Source organism: Leeuwenhoekiella polynyae (genome assembly GCF_004104075.1).
Classification (GTDB): domain Bacteria; phylum Bacteroidota; class Bacteroidia; order Flavobacteriales; family Flavobacteriaceae; genus Leeuwenhoekiella; species Leeuwenhoekiella polynyae.
In genome coordinates, this window is record NZ_QOVK01000001.1 from 215889 (window position 1) to 235102 (window position 19214).

16 protein-coding genes are annotated in these 19214 nt (G+C 36.7%); 6 read left to right on the forward strand and 10 right to left on the reverse strand.

The window, feature by feature from the left end:
• The first annotated feature begins 142 nt into the window (after positions 1 to 142).
• The 3 genes from aroC (at position 143) to DSM02_RS00905 (ending at position 4278) form a co-directional block, all read left to right on the forward strand.
• Complete coding sequence (gene aroC, locus DSM02_RS00895) at positions 143 to 1207, forward strand: chorismate synthase (RefSeq protein WP_128763879.1); 1065 nt, start codon at positions 143 to 145, stop codon at positions 1205 to 1207.
• Positions 1208 to 1572: 365 nt separating this feature from the next.
• Positions 1573 to 3021: a dicarboxylate/amino acid:cation symporter gene (locus DSM02_RS00900; RefSeq protein WP_128763880.1), complete on the forward strand. Its 1449-nt coding sequence runs from the start codon at positions 1573 to 1575 to the stop codon at positions 3019 to 3021.
• Between the two features lie 132 nt (positions 3022 to 3153).
• Positions 3154 to 4278, forward strand: coding sequence for a lamin tail domain-containing protein (locus tag DSM02_RS00905; protein ID WP_128763881.1), 1125 nt, complete (start codon positions 3154 to 3156; stop codon positions 4276 to 4278).
• Here the strand turns inward: DSM02_RS00905 and DSM02_RS00910 are convergent.
• The 4 genes from DSM02_RS00910 to DSM02_RS00925 form a co-directional block, all read right to left on the reverse strand.
• A complete protein-coding gene (locus DSM02_RS00910) occupies positions 4258 to 4920 on the reverse strand; it encodes a haloacid dehalogenase type II (protein ID WP_128763882.1) in 663 nt (220 codons plus the stop codon). The genes DSM02_RS00905 and DSM02_RS00910 overlap by 21 nt on opposite strands.
• 8 nt (positions 4921 to 4928) lie before the next feature.
• Positions 4929 to 6830 (reverse strand): mucoidy inhibitor MuiA family protein, encoded by a 1902-nt coding sequence (locus tag DSM02_RS00915; RefSeq protein WP_128763883.1) that lies wholly within the window; start codon positions 6828 to 6830, stop codon positions 4929 to 4931.
• Positions 6831 to 6943: 113 nt separating this feature from the next.
• Complete coding sequence (locus tag DSM02_RS00920; RefSeq protein WP_128763884.1) at positions 6944 to 7342, reverse strand: thiol-disulfide oxidoreductase DCC family protein; 399 nt, start codon at positions 7340 to 7342, stop codon at positions 6944 to 6946.
• Positions 7342 to 9513 carry an endonuclease MutS2 gene (locus tag DSM02_RS00925; protein ID WP_128763885.1) on the reverse strand — a complete coding sequence of 724 codons (2172 nt, stop codon included), beginning with the start codon at positions 9511 to 9513 and terminating at the stop codon, positions 7342 to 7344. The genes DSM02_RS00920 and DSM02_RS00925 overlap by 1 nt, the downstream gene beginning before the upstream one ends.
• A 158-nt stretch (positions 9514 to 9671) precedes the next feature.
• Between DSM02_RS00925 and ung the strand changes: the two genes are divergently transcribed.
• A complete protein-coding gene (ung, locus tag DSM02_RS00930) occupies positions 9672 to 10337 on the forward strand; it encodes a uracil-DNA glycosylase (protein ID WP_128763886.1) in 666 nt (221 codons plus the stop codon).
• Positions 10338 to 10681: 344 nt separating this feature from the next.
• Here ung and DSM02_RS00935 read toward each other — a convergent pair whose 3' ends face one another.
• The 6 genes from DSM02_RS00935 to DSM02_RS00960 form a co-directional block, all read right to left on the reverse strand.
• On the reverse strand, positions 10682 to 11503 hold the full coding sequence (locus DSM02_RS00935) for a substrate-binding domain-containing protein (protein ID WP_128763887.1): 822 nt from the start codon (positions 11501 to 11503) through the stop codon (positions 10682 to 10684).
• Between the two features lie 3 nt (positions 11504 to 11506).
• Positions 11507 to 13558 carry a polyphosphate kinase 1 gene (ppk1, locus tag DSM02_RS00940; RefSeq protein ID WP_128763888.1) on the reverse strand — a complete coding sequence of 684 codons (2052 nt, stop codon included), beginning with the start codon at positions 13556 to 13558 and terminating at the stop codon, positions 11507 to 11509.
• A gap of 71 nt (positions 13559 to 13629) precedes the next feature.
• Positions 13630 to 14502 (reverse strand): nucleoside phosphorylase, encoded by an 873-nt coding sequence (locus DSM02_RS00945; RefSeq protein ID WP_128763889.1) that lies wholly within the window; start codon positions 14500 to 14502, stop codon positions 13630 to 13632.
• Positions 14503 to 15438 (reverse strand): DUF1835 domain-containing protein, encoded by a 936-nt coding sequence (locus tag DSM02_RS00950; protein WP_128763890.1) that lies wholly within the window; start codon positions 15436 to 15438, stop codon positions 14503 to 14505. It lies immediately after the preceding gene.
• Between the two features lie 15 nt (positions 15439 to 15453).
• Positions 15454 to 15786, reverse strand: coding sequence for a translation initiation factor (locus DSM02_RS00955; RefSeq protein WP_128763891.1), 333 nt, complete (start codon positions 15784 to 15786; stop codon positions 15454 to 15456).
• A gap of 4 nt (positions 15787 to 15790) precedes the next feature.
• Entirely contained in the window at positions 15791 to 16741 is a 951-nt protein-coding gene (locus DSM02_RS00960; RefSeq protein ID WP_128763892.1) for an isopenicillin N synthase family dioxygenase, read from the reverse strand.
• A gap of 152 nt (positions 16742 to 16893) precedes the next feature.
• Between DSM02_RS00960 and DSM02_RS00965 the strand changes: the two genes are divergently transcribed.
• Together DSM02_RS00965 and DSM02_RS00970 are read left to right on the forward strand one after the other, a co-directional pair.
• On the forward strand, positions 16894 to 18903 hold the full coding sequence (locus DSM02_RS00965; protein WP_205875038.1) for an alpha-ketoacid dehydrogenase subunit alpha/beta: 2010 nt from the start codon (positions 16894 to 16896) through the stop codon (positions 18901 to 18903).
• A 145-nt stretch (positions 18904 to 19048) separates the two neighbouring features.
• Positions 19049 to 19207 (forward strand): DUF1328 family protein, encoded by a 159-nt coding sequence (locus DSM02_RS00970; RefSeq protein ID WP_073099802.1) that lies wholly within the window; start codon positions 19049 to 19051, stop codon positions 19205 to 19207.
• Positions 19208 to 19214: the final 7 nt, after the last annotated feature.

Here is a 19214-nt window from a genome sequence, read left to right on the forward strand (position 1 = left end):
AAATTACAACCATGTCTGTTATCCTAGTTTTACCTCATTATTAAATTATTTAGGTATTTCGGCTTTTTTTACAATGAATTAGCTGCGTAATGACAAGGCTTTTAGCCTAAAACATTTTAATTTCGCCGCTCAAACTTTTGTTATGGCAGGTAATACTTTTGGAAAATTATTTACGCTAACCACTTTTGGCGAATCTCACGGTGAAGCTATAGGTGGAATTATTGATGGATGCCCTGCGGGTGTTGCTATCGATCTGGATTTGGTTTACCGCGATATGGAACGTCGCAAACCGGGCCAGTCTAAAATTGTTACCCAGCGTAAAGAGCCCGATTCTGTAAATTTCTTTTCCGGGATTTTTGAAGGAAAAACTACAGGAACTCCTATTGGCTTCAATATTGTGAATACCAATCAGAAGTCTCACGATTACAGTCATATCAAAGATACTTATCGTCCATCGCACGCAGATTACACTTATGATCAGAAATATGGTGTGCGGGATTACCGCGGTGGTGGTCGCTCTTCTGCTAGAGAAACTGCTAGCCGTGTTGCTGCAGGAGCAATCGCAAAACAGGTTTTAAAGGATGTGAAAATCAATGCGTTTGTAGATCAGGTAGGAGATATACGAATGACCACACCCTATCAGGAACTTGATCTTGATAAAAGTGAAACAAATATCGTGCGTTGCCCGGATGAGGCTTTTGCCGAAAAGATGATCGATAAGATTAAAGAGATTCGTAAAGCAGGAGATACTATTGGTGGTACCGTGATGTGTGTCATACAAAATGTACCCGTAGGTTTAGGTGAACCCGTTTTTGATAAACTTCATGCAGAGTTAGGAAAAGCAATGCTATCTATCAACGCTGTAAAAGGTTTTGAATACGGAAGCGGTTTCCACGGAGCTTCTATGTTAGGAAGTGAGCATAACGATCTTTTCAACAAAGACGGAAGCACGAAGACCAATTTGAGTGGTGGTATACAAGGTGGTATCAGCAATGGAATGGATATTTATTTCCGTGTAGCTTTTAAACCGGTTGCTACTATAATGCAAAATCAACCTACAATAGATAAAGAAGGAAACGAAACCGAAATGCAAGGTAAAGGGCGTCACGATCCTTGTGTGGTTCCCAGAGCGGTTCCTATTGTTGAAGCAATGGCTGCTTTAGTTCTTGCAGATTTTCTTTTGATCAATAAAGGTTCTAAAATATAATTCAACCTTTAGTAAACCCATAAAAGCTTTCGGAGAAACCCGGGAGCTTTTTTATTGGTACCACCACTGGATTTAATATCCTCGAGGCTTGCCGCGAAATTGAAAATTTGCTTCTAACGAGTGGCTCGTGTGCTTACTCGAGGTAGTTTACTTTAGGACTTATCTATTTTTCTACAAATTTTATGTTTTACTAACAATTCTGTATCAAAAACCGTCTTAAACTTAATCTAAATACGGAATTTGTTTATCTTTCACGTCATAGAAAAATCTTCGAGTAAACCGTAATGGTATTAAAATGTACATTCTTGCTTTCTTAGCAATTATTAAACATCTAAATCTCGATAATTAAAAAGAAAACACCTTTTATGAAGAAAATAGCATTGCACTGGAAAATAATTATAGGTCTGGTTTTAGGTATAATTTGGGCTTTAATTTCCAGTCAGTTAGGATGGAGTCAGTTTACTATAGACTGGATTGCTCCATTTGGTAAAATTTTCATCAATCTCTTAAAACTTATAGCAGTTCCGCTGGTGTTGTTTTCTATTATAAGTGGCGTGGCAAATTTAGGAGACCCTGCAAGTCTGGGGAGAATGGGAGGTAAAACGCTTTTGGCTTATCTGGTTACTACAGTTTTAGCGGTCGGGGTAGGTTTACTTCTAGTAAACGTAATAGGTCCCGGTAAGCTTGTAGATGAGCAAAGCCGAATAGATAACCGGATCAGTTATGAGATTTGGGCCGCAGATGAAGGTTATGTGATTAAAGATGGAGTGAACTACCTTCAGGATCCTAAGTTTATGGATCGTGCCCGAGAGATTTCAGATTTATCGAGAAGCGAACTCAAAGATGCTTCCGTAAATGATAAAATGGCAACTGCTGATGCAGCTAAAGAGGCAGGTCCGCTTCAACCTTTAGTAGATATTGTACCAGATAATTTTTTCAGTTCGTTAGCAGATAACGGCTTAATGTTGCAAGTGATATTCTTTGGGTTATTTTTTGGGATAAGTATGTTATTTATAGATCCTAAAAAGTCAGCTCCTGTTACGCGTGCTGTAGATGGAATAATGGAGATTTTTCTAAAAATGGTTGACCTCACCATGCAGGCTGCACCATTTTTTGTTTTTGCACTTTTAGCTGGTGTTGTAAGTCAAATGGCAGGTAATGACATTAGTAAAGTAGTTGAGATTTTTAAAGGCTTGAGTTGGTATTCGCTTACAGTTGTAGGTGGTTTGGGATTAATGATATTCGGTATTTATCCACTTATTTTTAAGCTTTTTGTACGCAAAGTATCTTATTTCGGATTCTTTAAAGCAATGGGGCCTGCACAAACTTTAGCGTTCTCAACATCAAGTAGTGCAGCGACGCTTCCGGTTACTATGGAATGTGTAGAAGACAACTTAGGTGTAGATAAAAAAGTAACCAGTTTTGTATTACCTATTGGAGCAACAGTAAATATGGATGGTACGTGTCTGTACCAAGCGGTAGCAGTTGTTTTTCTGGCTCAATTGCATATGATAGATCTTACTATAGGTCAGCAGCTTACTATTGTTTTGACGGCTACCTTGGCATCTATAGGATCTGCAGCAGTACCCAGTGCTGGTCTGGTAATGCTTATTATTGTATTAGAATCTGTAGGATTGAATCCCGCTTGGATCGGTATTATTTTTCCGGTAGATCGTATTTTAGATATGTGTCGTACAGTAGTAAATGTTACAGGTGATGCAACTGTGTCTTCAGTTATTGCAAAAGGGGAAGGATTATTCAATTACAAACCCAATAAAGAACCCGATGCTGCATTCGATATCGATGAAAAATAATTCAAATAGTTGATTTTTAGTGCTTAATATTTTGTTTTTTTGAAATAATTATTAATTTCGAAAGACCCAATCTATTATAGTTGGCCCTACACAATTACTTGACTTACCATTTATAAACTTAAATGCGTAAGTATGAAGCATTTTTTACTTCTCTTTTTTGTCGGAATTTATCAAGTATTTGCTCAGGTGGGTATAGGAACTACAAACCCGAGTGCTGCTTCTATGCTAGAGATTAGCAGCAAATCATCAGACGGAAACTTTAAAGGTTTGATGCCTCCGCGTGTGACGGTAGCTCAGCGAGATTTGATTCGTGCTACAGAAGGTGACACGGGCCTGATGGTTTTTGTTGACGATGCTGATGCTACAATTTTTGGGCTTCAGGTGTGGAACGGGACTTTTTGGGAAAATATATACTTACTTCAAAATTCATTGCAACCCACTGAAATAGCTTATACCCTTTCTGAAAATTCACAGCTTGAAAGTATAGCAAGTGTAGATCTGGAATTTAATATAACCAATCCGTCAACAACAAACTCTGTAAGCGTAACCGTATCAGCATCCTCATATGATGATTTAGTTGAGAATACTTCGCAGGTATTTACCATTCCGCCAGGTAGTCTAGTTTTTAATGCAATAAGTATCTTCAATCTCCTGGATGATACAGAAGTTGAAGGTAATGAATTGCTGCAGTTCACAATAACTAAAGTAAGTGGAGGATCTGGCGCACCTACAATCGGTATCAAATCAATTTTTGATTTGACTATAGTAGATAACGATATTGATATTTGGATTAATGAAATTCACTATGACAATGTAGGTGGTGACGTAGATGAACGTGTTGAGATCGCTGGTTCGGCGGGTGTTGATTTAAGCGGATATAGTCTTGTTCATTACAACGGTTCTGGAGGAACTATTATTTCTAGCGAATCAATTTCGGGAGTAATCGTAGAGATAAATGCGGGTTTAGGAGTTAAGAACATAGATTACCCCGGCTTACAAAATAGCAATGAAGCAATTGCATTAGTAGACCCCGCCGGTAATGTAATTCAATTCTTGAGTTATGAGGGGAGTGTCACTGCTACTGAAGGACCTGCCTCAGGTATGACTGCCACACTATTACCAATTGATCAAGATCCTTCAACAGCTTTAGGCAAATCAATGCAGTTAACCGGAGCTGGAAATAAATATACAGATTTTACCTGGTCAATTGAAAATGAAACCATTGATGAAATCAACTCAGGTCAAACGTTCAACTAACGCATTTAAATCTCTACAATCGTAAGTGGGTTTTTCTGCAAGTGGATATTTGAATTTTCCTTCACGGGCGATGAATGCGGTTTGTAGTCCGGCTCGTTGTGCGCCGGTAATGTCCCATCCATGAGCCGCGACGAGTAAACTTTCTGCAGCCTGAGTTTTCATTTCATTTAAGACAAATTCGTAAGGTTCTGAACTTGGTTTAAAAGCACCCGCTTCATCCACACTAAAAATTCGATCAAAATAATGATCCAATTCAGCAAAAGCCAATTGCTTTTTAGCAACATCAAGATTTCCATTAGTTAAGGCAACTAATTGAAAACCTTTGTTTTTCAATCTTTTTAATGCTTCTGTGCTATCTGGATGTGCAGGTAGTTTGCTGATGAGAGCCAGAACAGCAATGATCTCATCTTCAGGAATTACTTTTTTGAATTTAGCAGCTGTCATTTCAAAAGTAGCTTTAGCAATGTTGCTAAAATCTTCGTGATTGCCACTTACGGTTTCAACTAAAGAATAATGAAGCAACTTGCTGAACCAAATCTCAAAGGCTTGTTCATTACTCAACAAAACATTTATACGCCTAGCCAGAGGTTTTAGATCTAGCAAGGTTTCGTTAACGTCAAAAAGAATAAGTTTTGGTTTCAAAAAATGAATTATAGATTAATATTTTGACCTTTAGGATAACGCACTTCGTACGAGAAATTTTTAGTAACCGAAGCTTTTGGAGCCAGTTCTAGTGTCCATTTTAGGATACCGGTTTTTTCATCATAGGCAGCATCTGAGGTTTCCTGATCAGAAACTTTAATGTCCTTGTTTTGAGAAACCGGAATACGATCTTCTAAAACCAAATTAACCGCTGAGCTTTTAGTATTTCGAATTGAAATTTCATAAGCTTTTGCTACGACTCGGGTTCCGCCTAAGAACGATTTGCTTTTAAAGTTATCTTTTTTCTCGCGTTTAACAATAATGTTGGGGTCAATACCTAGAGAGATTTCTAAGCTGTCTGTAGTCGCCAGCGGACTAATAGCTGTCTTGCCTGCGTAGCTTCCTTCAAAATAAATATTGGCTTCACCTTGCAGTAAATCATAGCGTTCCCAGTCTGTAACCGTGGCGGTGAGAAATACATTTTCATTAAGCTCCGGTGCAGCATAATGCTGATAGCTTGCGGGTAAGACAAACTTGTCAATCTCAATGGTAGTGATGTCTGCATTTGAAACAATCGTATAGCGTTTTTTAATCTCAAAACGGGTATTGGTAAGACTTTCTTCTTTGGCTTCAACATTCTCGTTGTAAGATTCTGAGTTAATAGTAACTCCAGCAACTTTTCCTGCTAAAGCGCCCACTACAGATCTTTTTTCTTGTGTTCCATAACCTACCACTACAACTTCGTCTAACGACTCGTTGTTAGATTCCATTTGAACATTCATCATAGAGCCGTGAATGGGTATAGATTCAGTATTAAAACCTACATAAGAATAGTGTAACTCATTCCCGCCATTACTGTTTATTGAAAGGCGGTATTTACCATCAAAATCTGTCGTCGTACCATTTGAAGAGCCGGCTTGTGCGACATTTGCACCCGGTAATGGAGCGCCAGAATCATCTGTTACAATACCGGAAACACTTCTAATAGTAGGATTGTATTTATAATTTGTACGGTTTACAGCACTGGTTTTTCTATAATAACCGTTTACAAAATTGAGATATTTAGGTTGCAAGTCTGGTTTAAAATTATTGGTGTTGGGATCTCCGGTAGAGAGAACCAACTTCACATTGTCCCAATCTATGCCGCTTTGTTGATACACATTTGCTTTATAGTTGAGTTCAATAGGGCTCGCAGTGCTTTCTGCGCGGATATCATATAGCGGAAACCATCCTGCATTTTGAATGATATAAGATAACTCCAGGTTGAGGCTTGTAGCACGATCGCTTTGCAGTTTTACAGTGATTTCGCCGCGCATTTCTTTTCGGGAATCATCAAGATTATTCATTTGCTGCCGGTAATCGTTGATCTTGCGATCTAATTCTTGCATATCCCGCTTTTGCTTGTAAATGATGTTTTGAATTTCAGTACTCCGCTGGCGATAATAGGCACTTATCTGCTTTACTTTTTCTAAAGAAAGGTCTGTATTATCACTATTTATACGTTGATTTTCAGTAAGTAGTTTGAGTTCGCGCTCATAGCCTTCTATAGTATTTTGTATGGAATTCTTCTCATATAGTAGTTGGTCTAAATTTGTTTTTAGACTTTCATATTCAGCAGAAACTGTTTTCTTATCTAGATAGTCTAAATTGAATGCAATGGAAAGAATACTAGCATCATCAAGCCCTCGTAACTGAATACTGTTTTCTAAAATATCTGGCGAAAGATTGTCAAAAACCAATTCGTTAACACCAGATTTTACAGTTACAGATGAAGAACGCTCTATGGTAGCCCCTTGTAGATAGATCGTTACCTTTTCAATTTTTGAATTTTGAGCAAGAGGTTTTTCTGAAGCTATCAAATTTGGATTGCTTAGAAACAGGCAGAATAGGAGAAGAACTAGAATTCGCATAAGTAGTTTATTTTCCTTAAAAATAAACGAAAAGATTAGTTTAAAGATGCTTTTTTGCGAATGAAAATAATTTATTGATGCCGCCAATGAGGTCAATACTCCGAGGTAGGTTATTAATCTAAAAATCTAGACTTAAGCTCTGGAGTGGGAATCATACAGCTTTCTTTTTTGCCAAACCATTTATAGCGGTTACGAGCTATGTAATCATAAACTGCGTTTCTAATGAATTTAGGGACAATCATAAACCCAAAAAGCAGCGGGTAGCCCTTGTTTAAATACTTTGCAATACGCAAGGCTGCTGAAGATTTAACCGAAACCGTATCACCCTCAATAAGAACGATAGAGTCTGTTTCTGCGGAATTAATTTGATGCTTTTGAAGCAAGCGCTGACCAGTTTCTCCTTGCAACGAGGCGAATTTAAACAAGGCTTTGGGATCGTGCTTAATGATAAAATTTATAGCACCATTGCATAAATTACAGACTCCGTCAAAAAGAATGATTTTGGTTTCCATTATTTTTTGCGCTGTACGAGTTCTAAAGTATCTACATCCACGTTAGTGGTAAACATTCCATAATCAACAATAGCTTTTCCTTTTTCAATTTTATCGATGGTTCCCACAGCTCGTCCATCTGGTAAGCGTACGCGGTCACCAATTTTTAGAGTTACTTTAGGTTTTTCTTTTTCAATTTGAATTTCTTTTTGCTTTTCTACTTTTTTCTTTTCTCTAATGATTTCGACTTTCTTTTCAGCCTCTTGCTGTACTTTTCTTTCTTTAGCTTTTTGTGCACGTTTCTGTTTAGCATTCAGTTTTGCACGTTTAGAATTTTCAATTTGTACCACTTTGTACAATTCGTCAAGTAGTAGTTTTTTATTCTTATTGGTGAAAAACGTATCACTCAAATCATCTAGTTTTTGTCCTAGATAAATTAAACGTTGATTGCTATCGTACAATTCTTGATAGCTTTCTAACTTTTCCTGAATGCGTGTATTGGTTTTATTAAGCTCCTGCTTTTGCTTAAGCGCTTCTTGTTCTTTGGTTTTAAGCGAGGTTGTGGTTTTTGCCAGTTTACTACGCTCTTTCTGAAGATCTGCGATACTCTTATCAAAACGTATTTTACCACGTTCCACTTTCTTTTTTGAACGATTGATGAGCGAATATGGAATACCATTCTTCTGAGCAACTTCAAAAGTAAACGAACTTCCGGCTTCACCTACGTAAAGTTTATATAGCGGCTCAAGCGTTCGGGAGTCAAAAAGCATATTGGCATTGGTTATCGCTTCGGTCTCATTGGCCATCATTTTTAGATTGGCATAATGTGTAGTGATAATACCATAACTGTTTCGCTCGTAGAAGACTTCAAGAAAAGTTTCGGCAAGAGCTCCTCCCAATTCAGGATCACTACCTGTACCAAATTCATCAATTAAGAACAGGGTTTTATCATCACATTTCCTCAGAAAATAGTTCATATTCTTCAGACGGTAACTGTACGTACTCAGATGATTTTCTATACTTTGATTGTCGCCGATATCCGTGAGTATTTTTTCGAAAAAACAAAATCTCGAATATTCATGAACGGGTATCAGAAGACCACTTTGAAGCATTACCTGTAATAAACCTACCGTTTTTAGGGTAATACTCTTACCACCTGCATTGGGGCCACTAATCACGATGATTCTATTTTGCTCATCTAGCGTGATGTCCTGCGGAAAAGTTTTTTCACCGCGTTTTCTATTGTTGAGCAACAGCAGCGGGTGATAGGCTTCCTTGATTTCTAACTCTCGATCTTGAGTTATTTTTGGTAAGACAGCATTTAATTTTTTTGCGTATTTGGCTTTCGCCGAAATAACATCAATAGTGCTGAGCAGCTTTTGATAGTCTTTAAGCAGAGGAGTAAAAGGACGCACAAAATCAGTCAAAGCTTTTAAAATACGCTTTATTTCTTCCTGTTCATCGTATTGAAGATTATTGAGTTCGCGTTGATGAGATTGTGTAGCTTCCGGCTGAATGTAAACAATACTTCCGGTTTTTGAGTTTCCTAAAATTGAACCTTTAACCTTGCGGCGGTGCATTGCCGAAACAGCAAGAACACGCACATTATCTACAATAGACTCTCTGATTTCATCTAAATAACCATAAGAAGAATAACTTGATAAGGCAGATGCAAAACTGCTGTTGATCTTTCCTTTAACCTGATTGATTGCTCTTCGCGTTTGTTGTAAAAGGGGAGAAGCATCATCTTTTATCTCACCGTATTTATCAACAATAGTATTGATCTCATCAGTAAGAATAGTGGTGTACTCCGTTTCTCTTACTGTTTGATAAAGCACCGGATACACTTCCTGAAATTTTCTGAAATAGCGTAAATGGCTATTAACCGTTTCAGACAGACTACCTATTTTTCTAAAACTTCCCACCTCAAGAACCGTGTCTTCAATACCTAACATTTTGAGTTCATGATCAAGTGCATCGAAGCCGTGATTAGGAATAGGTGTCTCGTGGGTATCAGAATTGATGTATTCCTGAGTTTGGTCGAGAGCAAAAAGCGTTTTTTTATAACTGCGTTTAGGAGCCAATTTTAAAGCTTTTACCTTTCCCATATCTGTAATGCACAATTCACTCAGTTGCGCACAAACGGTATGAAATTCTAGATCTGATAATGTTTTTGGATGAATTTTTATCATATTGAGTTGCCTATTTTAAGGCTGAAACTAAGGCTCTTTAGTTTAAAATTGATTTGTAAAATTTTAGATGAGAAATTAAAATAATAGTATACAAAATACTATTTTGATCTCTATAATAGTTTTCCATTTTTGAACAGGAAAGCAAATTTAAGACATTCATGAACGTTGACATAGACCCCAGCTGGAAAGCTGTATTAGCCGAAGAATTTGAGAAACCTTACTTCAAATCACTAATAGAATTTGTAAAGAAAGAGTATGCTTCTTTTACCTGTTATCCCAAAGGAAAAGATATTTTTAAAGCCTTTGATCTTTGTACTTTTAATGATGTAAAAGTGGTGATCTTAGGACAGGACCCATACCACGGCTCAGGGCAGGCTCACGGTTTATGCTTTTCGGTACCTGAAGGAATGGCTGTGCCACCTTCTTTGATTAATATTTTTAAAGAAATAGAAGCAGACCTAAAGAAGCCTAATCGAGATTCTGGTAACTTAGAGCGTTGGTCAAAGCAAGGTGTTTTATTGCTTAATGCAACTTTGACTGTAAGAGCACATCAAGCGGGTTCACATCAAGGCAAAGGCTGGGAAATTTTTACAGATCGTGTAATAGAATTGATTTCTGAAAAGCGAGAAGGAGTTGTCTTTATGCTTTGGGGTGGTTATGCTAAGAAGAAAATTAAAAAGGTAGATGCTTCTAAGCATCTTATCTTAACCAGTGGGCATCCTTCTCCTTTAAGTGCAAATAGAGGGTACTGGTTTGGAAATAGGCATTTTAGTACAGCAAATAGCTATTTAGAAAACTCAGGCAATGTAAAAATTGAATGGTAATAAAAAAGCGATTCTACTTTAGGGGTAGAATCGCTTTTTGTTAGGTTTGATTTGAGGTCGACTTAAGAAGCTTTATTAAAAGCCATTTGTCGAGTCAAGGTTGATTGTTTAGGGGTTACATGCTTTTGTGATTTCTCAATCACGGGTCCACCTGCAACACTAAATTTAAATAACAAAAAATTAATGAGTAACAAGACGCCCAAAATACTAAAAAATGTAACCATTGTTCAATAATTTTGATTGCTTATATTAATTCGGATGTAAAATTGAACATTTTTTTTACTATTAATGCTAAATTAATTGTAAAACTTTCATTAAATGTGAGTTAAAGAAAAATTAGCATATTACTCTTTATCGATGGATTTGAGTTTAGAAAGATATTTTTTGACCAAAATAGTTTCTTCCTGAGGTAATTGTTCTTGGGACCAGGTAGTTAATGATAACCACTTTTTAATGTCTTCTAACTTTTGTTCATATCTCTCAGAAAGTAAGTGTTCAATGCGTGTAAGAAGCTTAAAATTCTTTGTTTTTTTATTCAATATATCGAGAAATTTACTGATAGTTGTAGCGTGATTCGCCTTGTACCTGTCGGTTGCTGCGATAACAAAACTAGACCAAGGTGTGGGGAAATCACTTACACGTCTAAAGAGTTTTTTATCGACTAACGGCTTGGTCGTAAAATGTTCCCACATAAAATAATCTGCTTCTCCAGCAGTAAGCGCTTTAACCGCAGTATCTATATTATTTACTACAATACAATCAATATTAGAGGTGTCCCAACCTAATTGTTCGGCTTGTATATAGGCCATGGTGTGACTTCCTGAGCCATAGCGGCTAATAGCAGGTCTTGTGTTTTCTAAGTCTTCAATAGTTTTAAAATCACTTTTTTGAGCAACGTGAACTCCCCAAATTAAGGGACTTGAAACGTAGTTCTGCACTATACTAGAAGGGTTACCGTTATCGATATCTTTGATGATTCCTTCCGTTAAGATTACTGCAAGGTCAATTTCACCGCTACGTAAGGCAGCATTCATAGCGCCTGTACCACCGGGAAATTCTACCCATTCTACGTGAATTCCTGCTTCAGCAAAAAGACCTTCTTCAATACACAAATGTATAGGTAGATTAAAATGTTCTGGCACTCCGCCTATTTTTAATGTGGTCATACGTTAGTTTTTAGATTTTAAATAGTCATAAATGGCATATTGTGAGCGAATAGCTTTTTCATTTGACTCTCTTGAGATGTAGGCATTGGATTCTGCCTCATCTTGTATGCGTGCTTTGGTATTGTCTGATAATTGTATTTCTAAGATATCCTTTAATTCAGAAAATAAATCTTGATCATAAATAGGGGTAAGTACCTCGATGCGACGGTCTAAATTACGCGTCATCCAGTCTGCAGAGCCCATGTACATTTGCTCATCACCATTATTATGAAATAAATAGATACGACCATGCTCCAGATATCTATCTATTATTGAAGTCATATAAATATTCTCACTAAGACCTTTTACACCGGGAATTAGACTTGTAAAACCACGAACAATCATACGAATTTTAACACCCGCTTGACTTGCTTTGTACAATAACTGAATCATGTCTGGATCTTCAAGACTGTTCATTTTGGCAATGATCTGGGCTTTTTTACCAGTTTGCGCAGCTTCGATCTCATTATGAATGAGTTTCTCAAAGGTTCTTCTGGTCGTGAATGGCGAGATCAATAAATGTTTATTTCGGGGTATAATGAGTTCTCCTTCTAAAACTCTAAATACACGTTCAAGCTCTTTTGTAATCTTCTTATGAGCGGTAAATAGTCCGTGATCACAATATATTTTTGAGGTTTCGCCATTGAAATTTCCTGTGCCTATATAAGCGTAGCGTCTTGATTTTTTTTCTTCTTCACGTATGATCATCAAAATTTTTGAGTGAACTTTTATACGGGGATAACTGTAAATAACACACGCACCCTTCTTTTCAAATTTTCGCCCCCAAGTAATATTATTTTCTTCGTCAAAACGAGCTTTAGCCTCAATAAAAATGGTGACTTGCTTCCCGTTTTCTATTGCTTTTAAAAGCGATGTTGTCAAAATGGACTCATCTGCGACACGATATAAAGAAATTTTTATATGGGTTACTGCAGTGTCATCTGCTGCTTGTTCAACTAATTGCTCAACATAATTAAAAGACATAAAAGGAAAGTGTACCAACTGATCTTTCTTCTGAATAGTTTTAAAAAAGTTTGTTGATTTTTCAAGCTCCCGATGTTTGATAAAAGGCTTTTTATCATAATGCAATGCTGCATTTTCAGTAGGATCAGGGAATTTAAAAAAGTCATTAAAGTTATGATACCTTCCGCCAGGCATCATATCTATCTTTCCCAGATTCAATAATTTTCGCAAACGCTTTGCAGCAGGTTTTGGCATAGAAGCGTCGTAAAGCAGACGGGTAGGCTGTCCCTCCTGGCGTTGTTCTAAAGATTTATATATGCGTTCTGCGAGAATCCCGTCTAGCTCATCATCAATATATAACTCAGCATCACGAGATAGTTTGATCTCATAAATCCCTTCTATAGTTTCAGAATTGAAAATATTATTGATTTCATATCGAATAATATCGTCTAGAAAAGTGATATTATGCGTTTCCTTTACCTTACCAAGATCCACAAAGCGTTCATTAGTATTTGTAGGTATTTTTACAAAACCTAATTTCTTAGAATCTGTGAATGTGATACAGAAATACAGCACCTGATTTTCAAGGAAAATTTCTTTGTCTTTGAAAGGATCAATAATTATTGTTTCAAGATCATTTTTAATATGAGCGATGAACCAAATAGTAGCCAATTGCGCCTGAATATTGGTATATTTTTCAGAAGGAACTAAAACAATATTATTTTCAGCCAGTTCTGGTATAATCTCTTCATTGTAAACTCTACCGAACTCTTCTTGTTGTTCTTTTACAACGGCAAGAATTTCTTTGACAGTTTTATTGGGTCTAAGCGCTAACTTTTTACGAATGCTTTTTTCTACCCGTTTCATCTGTCTGAGCTGACTTACCCGAACGCGAAAATACTCATCTAAATTAGAAGAATATATGGCTAAAAACTTCATACGCTCATAAAGAGGATTGTGCTCTTTATCTTGCGCTTCTTGTAAAACACGGGCGTTAAAGCTAAGCCAGTTTAAATCCCTGTGTTTTAAATTTTCAGCCAAGTCTGTTTCCATAAGTAGTTTAGGTTTTTACCAAAAATACGAAAGGCTTTAACGGTCTGAATTAAGCTTTTGTTAAAAGAAGATTAGAGTAAGGCAATGCGATCTAGTGCCCACACAATCATATCCTCAACAATTTGTGAAGGTTGACTACTGAAGGTTTCTTTTACACGATTTGCAAGAATAGCATTAATGGAAAGTGCACGATGCCCTAATAGCAGACTCAAACTATAAATCCCCGAAGTTTCCATCTCGAGGTTGGTTATTGATTCACCTGAATATGAAAAGCTTTCCAGCTTTTTATTCATTTGCGGATCTTGAGTATTGAGGCGTAATTTTCTGCCCTGCGGACCGTAAAATCCTATATTGGTAGCAGTTATTCCAGAAAAAATAGTTTCTTCCTTAAAATGATTATATAAGTCTTGATTTGCTAAAATACAGTAGGGTTTACTCTTTTCTAAACTCCAGTTTGTATGCGCAACAAATGCGTTTTCAAAAGCACGATCTCTATAAGATTCATTTTCGTAGAAATGGAGTAATGCGTCAAAGCCCAGTGCTTTTTTACTGATTAAGACAGAGTCAACAGGAATTTCTTGCTGAATAGAACCGCTCGTGCCCAATCTGATAATATTGAGCGTTTTTAAATCTTTTTTTATGCGTCGAGTTTCAAAATCAATATTTGCCAAAGCATCTAATTCGTTGAGAACGATATCAATATTATCAGTTCCTATTCCGGTAGAAACTACGGTTAGACGTTTCCCTTTATAGGAACCGGTTTGTGTTTTAAATTCTCTTTTTTGAGTTGAAAATTCAATAATGTCAAAATGTTTTGTCACGGTCTCAACCCGTTCGGGATCACCTACTGTAATGATAGTGTCAGCAATATGTTCTGGTAATAGATGAAGGTGGTAAATGCTTCCATCTTCATTAAGAATAAGTTCAGAGGGTGCCAGCGTCATTTAGCGGTGTTTAATAAGTTCGTGACTCGCAGGATTATATAAAAAAGAATATTTATGCGTGCCACCGTAAGAAGAATCGTCTTTTAACGTGTCATAGTAATTTTCAGAACCATCAAGCACATTTTTACCTTTTGTATTGAGAATAAGTTGGCCATCTTTCATCCTAAAAAATGGTTTAAGCGCTTTGATCATACGGTTGAATTGTAAATCACCGTACCCATAATAACCCTGATAGTTCAAAGCATAACCACACAATTGCTTAACAGAGTGTATGTCATATAAATCAATAAGCTTTAAGATGTTTGTTTCCAGGCTATTAAGGCCGGTGTCTTTATTGGGAAAACGCTCAATATGTGCACGGATACAGCTCGAAAGATATTTAAAATTTGAACTGTTTTTGATTTCGGCTTTAAGTTCAATCGGTTTTTCATCACAATACAATTGCCAGATGTGATGAGCAATTTTGAGATCTTCTGGTGCAAGCTGAATTTTCTTCTCATAATGCGTTAAAAGTTGTTCATCTGTAAGTTCAGAAAGGCCTTTTAACTGCGCTTCACCTTTTACCCAGCCGCTGCAAACAATATAAATAGGCATCGTGTTTTTGTGCTGTATCAGGTAGCTTATCGCAGCAAGCATATTGATGTGGCAAAACAGATCAAATTCAAACCAAAGTATGACTTCATCATATGTATTTATCTCTGAAAGTTTCTTAAGCTCAGAAACAAATTTGTTTTCATAATCAGCTGCAGGAATATTATAGGTGTCTTTAAAGAACGCTTTACGTGCATCTATAAATGCTTGAGAACCCACCTCTTTTAGCGTGGGGCCTTCACAAAGCATTTCGCGCCAAATGACGAGGTCACCATCTAATTCTAAAGAATCTAATCGCTTGGTAAGACTATCACCATTTGTAATGTGCAACATATTATTCCCCATGATTTTGAGTTTAAGTTATCCTCCTACACGCTTTACCTTAAAGCCTTTATCTTTTAAAAAAGACATGATTTTGTCGCGGTAATCTCCTTGAATAATTATTTTTTCTTTTTTAAAACTTCCTCCTACACCCAACATTTTTTTGAGCTCCTTAGACAGAATTTTAAAGTCTGAATCTGCGCCAGTATATCCTTCAATAATTGTGAGTGGTTTTCCTTTGCGTTTTTCATACTTACAGATAAGAGGATCATCTTGCATCCAGATATCAAGGTCATTAGGGTCTTCTGTATTTTCAGAAGGCTCAGGTTTATGATCTGGAAAAAGGTTCTTTAACTGGTCTTGTAAGTCCATTATATTATTTTTTGATCAAGCCTATTTCAACAAGTCGTTGGTGTAAAAAATCTCCTGCAGTAATATCAGGATAAGCTTTTGGATGATCAGCATCAACGCATTCTTCTAGACAATTGAGAGGCATCTCGCTGCGCGGATGCATAAAGAAAGGAATAGAATATCGGGGTGTGTCCCACTCTTCTTTAGGAGGATTCACAACGCGGTGAATAGTAGATCTTAGTTTATTATTGGTGTGGCGTTCTAACATATCGCCAACATTTATTACGAGTTCGTCTTCATTAGGTATAGCATCAATCCACTCACCATCGTTACGTAAAACTTGTAAGCCTCCGGCTGAAGCTCCCATAAGAAGTGTAATCAGATTGATATCACCGTGAGCACCGGCACGCACTGCGCCTTTAGGCTCTTCGGTAATAGGCGGGTAATGAATGGGACGTAGAATACTGTTTCCGTTTCTGGCCCATTTGTCAAAGTAAAATTCGTCAAGACCTAGATATAAAGACAAGGCTCTTAAAACATAAATACCGGTTTTTTCAAGCATTTTATAAGCTTCCATACCTGTAGAGTTGAAATACTTAAGCTCTTTAACCTCAACATTTTCAGGATATTCTTCAATTAGATTAGCATTAGCATCAGGTTCTTGGCCAAAATGCCAAAACTCTTTTAAGTCACCTTCTTTTTTCCCTTTAGCATGTTCTTTTCCAAATGAAATATAACCGCGCTGACCGCCAAGGCCTTCTATCTCATAACTTTGTTTAACATCTTCAGGAAGGTCAAAGAAAGCTTTTACTTCTGCATATAAATTGTCAACTAGAGCATCATCCAGAAAGTGATTTTTTAAAGAAACAAAACCTATCTCCTCATACGCTTTTCCTATTTCGTCAACAAACTTTTGCTTTTGTGCCAGATCATCACTTAAAAAATCTGAAAGATTTACACTGGGGATTGTATTCATAACAATTAAGGGTTCAATTTTATACACGTAATCAAATATATCAAATTTAACCCGCTTCTTATTTTAAAGAGTACTTAAAATAATACGGAAAATTGAATACTTCATAATCAGGTAGATCAATTTAACTAAATTTAATCTATCTAATTTAAGTTATGTCAAACCATTCTTATATCATTTCACGACTCAATTTTAACCGAAGAGATTTAGATAACAAGCAGCTTTTAGACCTCTACAAGTCGCTTTTAAAGCCAAGGTTAATTGAAGAGAAAATGCTCATTTTGCTGCGTCAAGGAAAAATCTCAAAATGGTTTAGCGGTATAGGTCAAGAAGCCATAGCGGTTGGATTAACTGAGGCTTTAAAGAAGGATGAATATATTTTGCCAATGCATCGTAATCTTGGGGTTTTTACTTCAAGGGATGTTCCGCTGGCTAGATTGTTCAGTCAGTGGCAGGGTAAAGCTAATGGCTTTACTAAAGGTAGAGATCGCAGTTTTCATTTTGGAACACAAGACTACAAGATTGTAGGTATGATTTCACATTTGGGTCCTCAATTAGGCGTTGCAGATGGAATTGCACTGGCTCATAAGCTGCGTTCAGAAAAGAAGATAACTGCTGTTTTTACAGGAGAAGGTGGTACGAGCGAAGGAGATTTTCACGAAGCTTTAAATGTAGCTTCGGTTTGGGATTTGCCTGTTTTATTTTGCATTGAGAATAATGGCTATGGACTTTCGACACCTACTTTTGAACAATATCGCTGTCAGAATTTAGCAGATCGCGGAGTTGGTTATGGTATTGAAAGTCGGATAATAGACGGTAATAATATTCTAGAGGTTTTTTCAGAAATAAAAAGCTTGGCAGCATCTATGCGCGAAAACCCTCGCCCGGTTTTGGTTGAGTTTAAAACCTTCAGAATGAGAGGGCACGAAGAAGCCAGCGGAACTAAATATGTGCCTGAAGATTTAAGGAACCACTGGGCTGCATTAGATCCTGTGGAGAATTATAAAGCTTATTTATTTGAAGCAGGAATTTTAAATGAAGAGACTCAAAATTCAATGATTCAAAATATAAATGCTGAAATTGATCAGGCTTATAAAATCACTTCTGAAGAGAACGAAATAGTTGCAAACTTAGAAGGCGAACTTGATGATGTTTTTGCTTCCGTTCATTTAGAATCGATAAATATTGAAAATGCTCCAAAAACAAGTATTCGGTTTATTGATGCTATTTCAAGCGCGCTGGATTTGAGTTTGGAACATCATCAAAATCTGGTTTTGATGGGGCAGGATGTTGCTGAATATGGCGGGGTGTTTAAAATTACTCAGGGTTTTATAGATAAATATGGTAAAGATCGCATTCGTAATACACCCATTTGTGAATCAGCAATAATTGAGGCTGCAATGGGACTTTCAATTAATGGGTATAAAGCTATCGTAGAAATGCAGTTTGCAGATTTTGTAAGTAGCGGTTTTAATCCTATTGTAAACTACCTTGCTAAATCACATTATCGCTGGGGGCAAAAAGCTGATGTTGTAATCAGAATGCCATGTGGAGCCGGAGTAGGAGCAGGGCCCTTTCACAGTCAAACAAACGAAGCTTGGTTTACGCATACTCCTGGATTAAAAGTAGTTTATCCTGCTTTTCCTTCAGATGCAAAAGGATTATTAGCTGCATCCATTGAGGATCCTAATCCTGTTTTGTTCTTCGAGCATAAAGCTTTGTATAGAACCATTTATGGAGAAGTTCCAGATTCTTATTATACGATTCCATTAGGTAAAGCTGCGCTAGTGAAGTGTGGAAGTAAAGCTTCAGTTATTACTTACGGCGCACCGGTACATTGGTGTCTAGATCTTTTAAAATCTCATCCAGAATGGCATATTGACCTATTAGATTTACGCACCTTATGTCCTTTAGACTACGACGCTATAAAAAAATCGGTAATAAAAACAGGAAAGGTTTTGTTGCTTACTGAAGATTCAAATTTTGGTAGTGTAATGGCAGATATTTCAGCATATATCGCTGAGGAATGCTTTGAATATTTAGATGCTCCAGTTAAAAGACTCTCTAGTTTAGATACACCTATTCCCTTTGCTCAGAACCTTGAAATAAAGTATTTAGCTAAGAATAAATTAGAAGAGAGCCTAACTAACCTGATGGCTTATTAATGTTAAAATTTTATTGAAAATGGCTTTGGCAAGGTTTTTCGTTAACTGTATTTAACAGCGACGAGTTAAACACTATTAATTCTAAAAAATCAAGTTTGGGTTCTGAGTAGTTTTGAAGCATTACTAACCAATAAAATTTAGAATTATGTTAAAGTGGACTGTTATATTTATCGTTATTGCAATAATCGCAGCAATCTTCGGATTTGGTGGAATTGCATCAGGTGCAGAGAGTATTGCAAAAATTCTTTTCTTCATCTTTATAGTATTATTTTTAATCAGCCTTCTTTCAAGATTATTTAGATAATAACTTA